Annotated in this window: 1 protein-coding gene; it reads right to left on the bottom strand. The window is 46.5% G+C overall.

All coding sequences use genetic code 11. The annotated features are described in order from the left end of the window. The coding region (gene traI, locus AACR11_RS03070; RefSeq protein WP_079324263.1) for a conjugative transfer relaxase/helicase TraI at window positions 1–5769 on the bottom strand (5769 nt) is incomplete at its 3' end. Window positions 5770–5805: the final 36 nt, after the last annotated feature.

The following is a 5805-nucleotide window of genomic DNA, read 5'->3' as shown; positions in this document are numbered from 1 at the left end:
TTCTAACTCTCTGTCGATTTCTCTGTCCTCCCAATCACTTTCTTTCTCCATATGATTAAAGTCCATCTCTTGATGAGGTGAATATTCTTTCGGCTCAAAGTGTTCAAGTGATTGGCTGTCGTTTTCTTTTTTCTCATTATAGCTGAGGGTGTCTAATTCACTCTCTTGATGAGGAGAGTTTGACTCGTTTAGTTCAATGTTATATGTGGTGTTGTCTCGCTCTAGTTTATCAAGGCACTGTTTGATTTCCTCTTTGAGATTATCATCTGACATGAATTGGATGTCTCTTCCATTAAAGTTCTCGATGATTTTCTCAATGTTATTTGGGTTTAAATCGTGATTACCTTGGCTTAATACAATAATGATGTTCTGTCTCAGTTCATCCGTGGAAATGTTTTGAATGTCATTCTTGTGATTGACGTTGATAATATCAATCTGTCCTTTGGTTTGGTCTCGTATCAGAAATGAGTTTTCAATCGAGGTGCTGATGATGGTGGTGTTTAAATTCTCTCCTTGATGGAAGTGAGTTAATTGTTTGGATTTTGTACCTAGCGTTCTAGGATTAATGTCTAGTGTGTTGTCTCTATTTCCTTGCGAGTCCAAATAGGTTACTTCAATGGCTTTAGTTTCACCTTGCTTATTATGGATGTTGGTTAGCATGGCAGGGTGAAAACATTTATCTTCGGATGAATACACCGCAGGGTGATATTTCACGTTACTGTTTTCGATATTACTAATGCCAAGGCTGTTTAAGTACCTTTGTGCTAGGGTGCCATTTATTGGCAAGCTTTCACTGATGTATTCCTTGGCTCTTTCTTCAAACTTTGCAATATGCCTTGGGGTGGTGTTGAGTAATTTTTCGTGTTTACTGTTTTCCTCCAGTTGGTGTTTTTCTGGCTCGTTTATCATATTGTGAGCAAGGTTCATGGCGTCTTTGTAACTGATGTCCTTATGGCTCATGATAAGGTTAATTAAAGCGCCTTTTTCGCCCGTTATGTAATCTTTAAAATAACCTCGATATTCTCCGGTTAAGGTGACTTTAATCGCAGACTTACCAATACCAAAGGTTAAGTAATCCCGGTCTGATTTGGATTGATTAGGCTTGCCTAATAATTGAGTGGCAAGGCTTTCGGTGTATTTGGGTAGTTGTGTATTGATGTGCTCCCTAAATTTGTTGTAGTCAAAGTCACCGCTTTTATTTTGGAACCGAACGTCCTCATGAGGCAGAGCATTACGGTTAAAGTAAGTGGTGTCTTTGGGTGGTATTTGGTTGAGGGTTTCTATTGCGCTGGCTTTGTGGCTCTCTTTGGATAACCAACTTTTGACCAGTTGCTGGGTGTTATCGGTATAAAGCCTGATGTGCTGGCTAGCACGGGTGACATCGATACCGACGCGTCTTAGGTTGGTCAATGCGCCTTTACTCTGAATAGAGGTAATGACATGGGGGTAGGTGGCTCCTTGCGCCATATCGGCGGTTCGGCTATACGCATAATCCCAATGCCCGTCTTTAAGCTCGTTAGGGTTTATGGTGAGTGTCTCTCCCGTTTTCGATTGCGCAATGACGCTGTCTGAGCTTGCCTGCGTGATGCTGTACTCCACGTTGGCTTTAATGCCACGCTCTTTATCGGTAAAGCGAGTGACAATCTTATCGCCCGTTGAGAGAGGCTTTTCTGACACGCTAAACAGTGTCGTGAAGGTATGGTCTCGGTTGCGGGGCAAAAAGGATTTGGTTTCACCTGCTGCATCTTCGAGTGTCACCACGCCATGCTCTGAATCTACGTGGGTTATGGTGGTGTATTCCCCAGGCTTGGTACTCAGTACCAAGCCTTTTTGGTAGGGGATCATGGTGGTGAGCTCTTCCCCAGTGGCACCGATAGAGCGTAGCCGAGTTGCGATGACGTTCTCTTTGCCGATTTCTTGGGTTTTCATTAATCCGACACGGATGTGTTCGGTAATGGTGTCACGCTCCTTGTTGGTGTAAGCAATGATAAGAGTGTTCTCTCGCGTCTCAGGGGTGCGCTCTAGATAGTCTTTGGCGACCATAAAGGGCAGCTTCTCTGTCGCTGTGAGTTGCGCTCTGCGTCTATCCTTATCGTTCTCATCCAGCGTAGAGATGACATGCTGACTGTTGCCTTGAGTATCAGGGGCTTGCTGTTGGAGCTTATCCAGGGCGCTTTGTGGCTGCTTATCAATGGTGTTTTGCTGCGCATTGTGCAAGATGTCATTTTGTGGGCGTACCATGTCGGTCATGTAAGCGGTATCGATGCGTCCTTGACTCATAGCCAGTTCAAACGGCTTACCAGCACTCAGGGACAGTAGCTGCTCTTTATCGCCAAGGAAGGCGGTCTTGGACTGACTGTCATTGACCAGTTTGGTGAACTCATCGGCTTGCTTGTTGCTGACCATCGAGCTTTCATCAAGAAAGAACAAGGTGTGTTGATAGTCGCTGGCGGTTCGGTTTCCTTGTCTGATGTCAGATAATAAGCTTTCCAGGGTTTGCGCTTTCACGCCCTTACTTTCGAGCTCTGCGACGGCAGCGTGAGTGGGCGCAAGCCCAATCACGTTTTGCTCAGGCAGTTGGCTGGTTTCTTTGACTAACTGGATAAGTTCAATATTGGACTCAAGCATGGTGGACTTACCTGTGCCGGCTAAACCCTGAATCGCCACAAAGCTGTCTTTGGTGGTTGAGATAAGGGTGATGGCGTCCTTTTGTCCTTGGGTTAAGCGAGATTTGGTATCGAGAAAAGCTTGTACCTGCCTAGAGGTAGCAAAGGGTTGATGTTGACCTTTGCCATCATCGATGTTTTGCAAGATACGCTTTTCCGTTTCTAGCGCCGCTTGTGTCGTCCAGCGTGTGCCGTCGGTATACTCTGCAGAGAGGGTGTCACTGCGTCTTTCCAGTTCGGTTTCAATCTGCTCTTTGGTGATAGAGCCACCGGCTTCTTCAAAAGCGTAACGAACCGCTTCGACCACTAACGCTTTTTGGCTAAAGGCGGCTTCTCGCTCTGAGAGGTGGTTTAGGGCAAAGCTGACCGCTTTCTCGATAAGTGGGGCGTTTTGTGCTTTTGCCAGTGCTGATAGTGCCTGACTGACATCTTGTTTTAACAAAGCTTGGGTGGTGTCGTTTAGGTAACGGTCGTTGATGTTTTGTGTCTGTAATACTCGCTCAATCGCTGACGGGGAGACCTGCTCTTTTTCTAGGGCGCTTTGGGCTTTGTCGGGCTTATCGGTGAAGATATCAAGACGGCCTGTTTTTTCAGTAAGGTCATTTATCAATGGTTTTGACAGAGTGAAGGTTTTTGCTGAAAGTAGAGTGTGTTCTTTTTTCTCGATATGGTTGGCGCCATGAACATAGTCGTATTGCAGTGGTGCGTCTTTTAAGCTTTCTAAGTCTATGCGTTGTGTTACCCCCTTGCTCTCAAGCGTGAGGCTTTCTTTATTTATGTGCGTGACAAGGTAACGTTTGTTTGCCTCTAAACCAGAAGGGAAGTGTTTCCCTAACGTACTAAGGTGCTCACCTTTGGCAATGTTCAAACTCTGTGGTTTGCTGATTTGCATCTTCATGGCTTTAAAGGCACGGCTGGATGGGTCAAACGTGTGTGACTGCCCGTCGTGTTTGCTGAGTGTTGTCATGGTGTTGCTCTCTTTATCGATACTGGCAATGACAAAGCTTTGAGGTTTGCCGTCATCCCAATGGGTGAGTGTCATGCCTGGTTTGTAGTGTTGAACAAGCGGCTGCTGCGCTTTAGAGAGGTAGTGGGGGACTTGAGTGAATAGCGTGGTTTCATGGCGAGAAAGCGTACCGGTGTTTTTGAGTCTATCCCGAATGGCTTCGGTTAACCGCCGCTGCTCGACACTGGAAGTGGCAATCACTTGGGTGTTGGCTTTGTCTGGTAAGTCGGCGTACACCCGAGCTATCCTATCGGTGTCATTCTCATGCAGTTTTACGTCTGTTTCGATAGGTTTACTGCTTACCCAAATATGGCTCTCTACATTGCCTTTTTGATACAGCGAGATGGCGTTGTTGGCTTTAAATCCTTGACGGCTAGAAATGCGGTTTAACAGGACGACTTTGCTGTTGGACTGTTTGGCTTTGTCGATCAGGGCTAACAGTTCATTAGCGCTCATCTTATTAGCGTCATCGATGAGCAAGACGTCTTTATTGGTCAGCGGCGTGTCACTTTGCAGCAAGCTATGGGTGGTGTGGCGCTGCTCAGGTGAAAAAGCATTGGCTATCCACGCCCCAAGCGTTTTGCTTTGCCTTTGTAGGCTCTCCATCCCTTCTGCTTTGGCTTTTGTGCTTTGTGAGACGAACTGAACCCGTTTACCACTGTGGTTTCCCACGTTAAGCAGCTGCTGCGCAATGCTTTGTGATGAGCCATGCACATTTACCACGTGGAACTGTTTGGTGGAGTGGTAAAGGTTGGTAAGCATACGTTGCTGACTTTCAGGAATGGCGAGCTTGTCTAGGACTTTGGGTGCTACGTGGGTACGCATGTGATGCGCCCGTCCTTGTGTGCTGTCGATAAGCGCTTTCTCGTTATCAATTAAGCCTTTGGTGGTGTATTGCCCTTTTGGGCTCAGACCGATTAACTCACCCGTTTTTATCATCTCATCCGCGACTTTTTTGATATCAAGTGCGTTTAACTGCGCTGCTCCTTTGGTGAATTCTGAGGCGGTGAGCTCAATGATTTTCTCTAAATGCAAAGCGGTGCTGTATTGACCTAGGTGGTCAATGGCTCTGCTGATGGCGGCTTTCGTTTCATCTAACGAGGGTGTTGTTGTCTGCTCCTTGACTTGCTGCGCCATACCGACAAGCTGAGAGGGCTCATGTCCTTGTTCTCTGACCGTGCTTTGCCACTGTTTATTGAGGCTGTCATTGCTTTGATAGGTTTTGCTTTTGCGGGTATCGAGGGTAGCAACATCGCGAGCCGCGCGCGATTCAAAGCCTAAATCGAGTGTACGTTGGTCAATTTGTTGTTTACGGGTAGATGAGGCGTCAATAATAGATTGAGGCACGCCATTGATTTCGAACTGACCGTTACCGACGCCTCGCGTTGTATAGCCTAATTCTTGTGCCTCTTTTGCCAATTGGCTCTGGTATAAGATGCCGTAGTATTTTTGGAAGTTGTAGATACGTTCCCCAGTTCCATTAATGACGCCGCCTTTTTGTTTCAAACTGGTTGATAAAGCTCGTAAATCCCCTTCCTGATCTCTCGTCATATTGGCTGCTAGGGCGTGCGAGTGGACTTGCATGTCGTTTTCACGACTGGTTTTGTGGCGCACGACCGCAAATAGCATTGAATCCGTGTTTTCGTATTCTTGAACGCCTTTTTCATGAGTGACTTTGACTTGTGCTACGTCTTTCTCAAGCTCTGTCAAAGCAAATTTAACGGCGTTGTTATGAGCTTCGATAAGGCGGGTGTCACCGCCAGCAAGCGCAAGAACACTGAAGGATTTTGGTGCAGAAAAGGTGAGATCGAAGCCCGATTTGTGTTTCCCTCTTTTTCCCTTGATGGTTTCATCCCCAAGGTTGCCAGATAACACGGACTCTAATGTCTCCTGTTCGACGGCTTTGTTCAGCAGTCCGGCTTCTTCTGCAAGCTTGCCATACCAGAACGTATTTTCTCCCTGGTCTTTTTCTTTGAGGTAGTAGTTATCGCTGGCGTCTTTCTCTAAAGAAACGTCAGGTAGGTCTTTGGGGTTTTCTTCGCTTAGGTAGTATTTGGCAGCGCCAGAAGCAGATTTGAGTGGGCTGATAGAGAGCATGCGTATTTTCCTTATGAAAATACCGCGAGCCAAAAA

This window comes from Vibrio sp. L85 (assembly GCF_963871815.1).
GTDB classification, from domain to species: Bacteria; Pseudomonadota; Gammaproteobacteria; order Enterobacterales; family Vibrionaceae; genus Vibrio; species Vibrio harveyi.
The sequence above is the reverse complement of the archived record's forward strand: the minus strand, read 5'-3'. Positions and strand labels throughout refer to the sequence as shown.